The sequence below is a fragment of the Bacillus sp. AR2-1 genome, from assembly GCF_008368755.1.
GTDB lineage: Bacteria > Bacillota > Bacilli > Bacillales > Bacillaceae_G > Bacillus_A > Bacillus_A wiedmannii.
On record NZ_QORY01000049.1, the window covers coordinates 1 to 5,203 of the forward strand.

At 31.1% G+C, this 5,203-nt stretch carries 4 protein-coding genes and 2 pseudogenes; 3 read left to right on the forward strand and 3 right to left on the reverse strand.

Translation table 11 applies throughout. The annotated features are described in order from the left end of the window. Window positions 1–284: 284 nt before the first annotated feature. A pseudogene (locus tag DT250_RS32850) lies at window positions 285–412 on the forward strand (sensor histidine kinase); the annotation flags it as partial. Window positions 413–565: 153 nt separating this feature from the next. Here DT250_RS32850 and DT250_RS31055 read toward each other — a convergent pair. Next, complete coding sequence (locus DT250_RS31055) at window positions 566–820, reverse strand: SunI/YnzG family protein (protein WP_149214366.1); 255 nt, start codon at window positions 818–820, stop codon at window positions 566–568. 259 nt (window positions 821–1,079) lie between these two features. On the opposite strand from DT250_RS31055, the gene DT250_RS31060 reads away from it, so the two are divergent. Then, on the forward strand, window positions 1,080–1,811 hold the full coding sequence (locus DT250_RS31060; protein ID WP_149214367.1) for a M15 family metallopeptidase: 732 nt from the start codon (window positions 1,080–1,082) through the stop codon (window positions 1,809–1,811). 320 nt (window positions 1,812–2,131) lie between these two features. On the opposite strand, the gene DT250_RS31065 is transcribed toward DT250_RS31060, so the two are convergent. Then, window positions 2,132–2,536 carry a DUF3221 domain-containing protein gene (locus DT250_RS31065; RefSeq protein ID WP_149214368.1) on the reverse strand — a complete coding sequence of 135 codons (405 nt, stop codon included), beginning with the start codon at window positions 2,534–2,536 and terminating at the stop codon, window positions 2,132–2,134. A gap of 636 nt (window positions 2,537–3,172) precedes the next feature. Then, the gene (locus DT250_RS31070) at window positions 3,173–3,388 is read right to left on the reverse strand and encodes a hypothetical protein (protein ID WP_046955310.1); all 216 of its coding nucleotides are present in this window, start codon (window positions 3,386–3,388) and stop codon (window positions 3,173–3,175) included. Between the two features lie 1,264 nt (window positions 3,389–4,652). Between DT250_RS31070 and DT250_RS32515 the strand changes: the two are divergent. Next, window positions 4,653–5,203, forward strand: a pseudogene (locus DT250_RS32515) (leukocidin family pore-forming toxin); the annotation flags it as partial.

Genomic DNA, 5,203 nt, shown 5'->3' on the forward strand with positions numbered 1-5,203 from the left:
GTGAAAGTGGGGGGAGTTCAAATGGCAGAGGTAGAGTAAGGGTACTTTCAGACTTGAAAAGTATGAATGTTGTGTAAAAGGAATGCAAATTGTTGAAAATATAAAAAACGTATAGTACAGTGGGGGTGTATGTTAGATAATAATGAACAAGAATTCGGGTGGTTCTGATTCTTGTTGATTGATAGGTCGTAAGGTCATAAAAAAGTCTTGGTTTGGTCACCAAGGCTTTTTTTATGCTGTATTCAGGAATAAAAACCTTGTATATCTCGAATAATTTTCCAAGCGGCAGCACGGGCTTCGTTCTTTCAATTGTAAAAAACATATTTGACTTACATGGTGCGAAGTACGGTGTAACTAATACAGAGAATGGGGTATTGTTCTACTTTACTTAGAAAAATGGGATGTAAAGTAGTAAGGTGTGATAGAAATGATAAAGATCTTACTGAAGTGTTAAAGGGGATTTACATTCATATAGAGTATTTAAAAAAGGTGTAAAGTCAATTCTATGACTTCACACCTTTTTATTTAACTTGGCTTTTGTTTCAGCCCGTTAATATGTTCATTTTTAAGCGTTTATTGCATTTAAAATGGAAACTTTATTTGTTGTAAATAAGACATAATTTTGTTTGATCGTTTTTATTAATATACGGTCAGTTGTTCCATATGCTGTTCCAATACGGATTGCACTAGTATCTTCAACACCCGCATAGGTAGCATCTTCAGTAACCTCAATTACATCACGTAATGGAATCGTAATCTTCGCCAATTGCCATGAAATAATTAACTCTTCTTTTGTTTTTTTAACATGAATACCTAGCATCATACCAAGACCTTTCTATAATAGAATGCTACACTTCTAATCTTATTATACAAATTTTTAGATTATTTTTCTATATGTAGGAATAGAATTGGTTTTTATGTGTTAGTATCTTTAGCGTGTCAAATTAATAGGAGGATCTGCTGTCTTTCTGTTAAGAAATATGTTAAGAACAAAAGTTCACTTCAAATTAATATGAATTTGATATGGTTGTAGTATTATGAACGAGAAACATTAAGAGTGGGCAGGAAGGAAATGAATAATGAGAATTAAATTAGTAGGGATTTTTACTTGTATGATTGTGATAGTAGGTATCTTTATCGTTTACACCAATCAATCTATTGGTAAAGAACCAATAAAGACAAACTATGAAACTCGTGAAAACTCCATAAATAGAGAGCAAAATGGTACTTCAAATAACATAGCAAGCTCTTTTGCTAGTATACAGGCTGTAGTGAATAAGGAATATGGATTACCCGAAGACTATAAACCGGAAGATTTAGTTGTACCTAATGTACCATTCTCATTCAGTGGAACGCTAGAAAAGAGTTACCTTCGTAAAGAGGCAGCAGAAGCACTAGAAAGGTTATTTGATTTAGCAAAGAAAGAAGGTATCCAGTTAAATGCTGTTTCAGGGTTTCGCTCCTATGATTATCAAAAAAAACTGTATGCAAACAATGTAAAAAGAAAAGGACAAGAGCACACAGATCGCTTCTCGGCAAAGCCTGGACATAGTGAACATCAAACAGGATTAACGATGGATGTTTCTTCTAAAAGTGCCAATAATGAACTAGAGCTAACCTTTGCGAATACGAAAGAAGGAAAATGGCTGAAAGAGAATGCGCATCGTGCAGGATTTATCATTCGCTATCCAAAAGGTAAAGAGAGTATCACTGGATATGCATATGAACCGTGGCATATTCGCTATGTCGGGGATATTGCTGAAAGTATATATAAGAAAAAGCTGACTTTAGAAGAATTTATGGATCTGTGAAAATAGAATTGAAGAGTTAAACCAGCTAGCGATAGCAGTAAGATTATAAAAGATAGGGGGTATGAAATAAGGTATTTCTTAATGCGTTTAAAGGGTATGCTATGGAAATATAAACGAAACTACTAAAAGGAGCGATTCATATCTTTACAGTAATGTGAGATGTAGGATCTACGTCAGGCGTAGTTTGATAAATATTAGGTTAATATATAATGGGAATAAGAGAGTAACGAAAAAGAATATAAATATTACGTATTCGGTGATTTACTAAATAACAGGGCATCATTCTAATTAGAATGATGCCCTGTTATTTTTAGCATAAACTATTGAATTACTTTTTCAATTTTAGGCATTACAGCAATTGGAGGTAAAGATTTGGTCCATGCAGCAGCATAAACATTTAACTGTTCACCTATAGTGTAATTTTCATCATTTGAAACTGGAACCCTTAAAATCTTATTTTGAGAAACTAACTCCCACCAATCATTTTGATAAGCGAGAGCTTCATCTTTAGTAGATGTAGAAGCAACCAATAAATAATTGTTATCTACTGAAATGACATATCCAGTAAAAGGCTCTAGTTCTTGCTTTTGAATAGAATGAATAGGTGCAGTGCTTACAGACGCCTTATTAGAATCTGCAAATGCCGGTGTTAATCCGAAAGTAAATCCACATCCTAATGTTAAAGCTATTACGGTTGTTACTAATTTTTGTTTTTTTGTAAACATAATATATATCCCCCTTATATTTTAACCTACACTAGCCATTTTCAAGTTCTATGCATATAAAGCCTTTTAATATTAAGATGTTTAACCATTCTGTAACAAATATTCCATAAATGTTAAAGATATCTATTAATGGAAGTGAATTTATGTTATAATTCACTAGGTGAACTATTATTATTACATTCATCCCCTGATGAATGTATGCCCTTCCTTAATTGTAAATATGTTCGATTTTATTGGTGAAGAGGGTAGAAACCCCTCTTCTTTTTTCGTCTTTTGTAAAATTATATTGTGTTTGTGTATTAACAAAAATATTTTTGGTTACTTTCGTCGTGAGACTGAAAGGCTCTCACTTCAAGCTTTGCTAGGTGGCGAGTAGTTCACATAGACAAAACGATTCTAATTGAGTAGATAGGGTCTATGAAAATTTGAATCGTTTCTGTAATCCATTGTAAGCCGAAAAAACGAAGTTTGATTGTCAAACTTCGTTGTTGTTAATATAGGACATAGGATATGAATGGTTTCGATTCCTTTAAAGGTGTGTGAAGTATAGAGGGAACCTTGTCTGTTGTAATCACCGTTGATTTTTCTCACTTTTTTCTAGATTGTAACTAGGGTTAGGAAACTTTGCAAATAAAATCAGTTATCATACTTCATACCTCTTAAATACAATTTATACTTATGTTCAAATAAATTAATTGATTGAAACTTTGTTTTTGCCGATATGTAAATATCGATAGTAATGCCCTTGACTTCCCAACGTTTCCAAGCATTCCGTGAACAGATTGCTACTGTCTCACCTAAGTATTTTAAGTGATAAACTGGTCTTCCGTTTATTTTCCTCTCTTGGAACATGATACATATTCCCCCTAATTTGTATTAGGCAACATAAAACGTTACCTGGGTGTTTTTGTCTAGATCCCTAAAAGGGAAGGGTTACTTTTATTTATTAAAAAGTTATACACTATGTCGAAAAGTATGATTTATGGCATAACTATAAATCTGGATGCTTTCATTTTAAAAATACAACTTTTCACTATTTGAAATATATGAATTGAAATGTTTATATTTTAGTATATGGGGTTTCACCTATCTGGCTGATAATGTTTCTATTTGAATCTATATTCTTTTTACATACTTATCACACACCTTTTTAAGAGTATTTTAGTTTCTTTTTACCAGAACAAATGTAAGTGGCATTATATATTACAGATAGGGAATATATAATTAAATAAAGGCTATTATTTCAAAAAGAATCCACAGTCACACACTTATAGATAGAGGCTATTTATATATTTACCAACATTGTGTAACTAGTATAGGAACTTATATATATGAGTGTCAACGAAATGAATCTTATATTTTTGTAAGGTAACTATGTTAATAATATAGTAAGTAATTATTACATAAGACGAATAATTACTCGATTGTAATAAATCTAAGAGTGGATAAGAATGTTTTATATTCTATGAAACGAAAGGGCTCCTTGAATTAAATAAAAGAGGAATATGTAGTGTTATTTACAAATTATTTATAATAAAATCAGGTGCTATTAGTGATTCATAAGATATAAATTTTATTTTGATAAAACTTGTATGTATGGGTGAATATAATAGATATTAAAATTGGGTATATGTTACATATTTAGAGAGAATGTTATATGTCTTGGATGAGTAATGAAATGCGTTATTTATAATCAAATCTACAAAGCTGTTTGTACTAAATTCATTTTTTTAATAACCAAAATAGAGATTTATAAAATTTTTAGAATAAATAATAAATTGCAACTAAATTGGTTTTGAATAAGAACGTATTACAGGATTAGTTTTTTTATACGAATAGTTACACAAGAAGAAATGAGGAGTAAAGAATACCCATAATTTTTTGTCCTTTTTTAAACAACAAATTTAAATTTGTATTTAAATTTGTTGTTTAAATCGTTATCTTATGTTTTAATAATATGGATAATAGATATCAATAAGAGAGATAAAAATTAGCGAAACAGGTGCTGCTAGTTAATGTTGTGAAGATTTATAAATTTCTATATTGTATTGTTATGAATCTATCTCTATTATTGAAATTTAAAAATAATATGTTTATAGAAGGAGTGGCTGTTTGTATGAAAAAAACAAAAGGAATAGCTAAATATGTTGCGGTAGCTTCCGTTATTATGTCTGGAACATTTGGTTTACAAACAACATCTGCATTGGCAGATTCTAAGGGAACTGTAGAAAATCTTCAAAATGGTGGGAAGGTCTATAATAGTTTTAAAACTACTTATGACATGAAGCAGAATATCAAAAATTCAATAAAGGTTTCCTTTATTGAGGATCCGTACGCAGATAAAAAGATTGCAATTGTTACTACGGATGGTAGTAACATAGATGCTAAATATACAATTAATGGCGGATACTATAATGGCGGATTAAAATGGCCATCGGCATATCATACGGAAGCAGAAATAACAAGTGATGATAGTGCTCAATTTCATAAAGCTGCCCCAGTTAATACAATGACTTCAGCAAAGGTTAGTTCTGAAGTAGGGTATACACTAGTGTTAAAGTTGGGGTAAATGATAAAGGACCAAATGCTGAAGCGAGTATTACAGGTAGTTTTGCTTGGAAAGAAAGTGTATCTTACGATCAAGCAGATTACAAAACAGTATTAGAG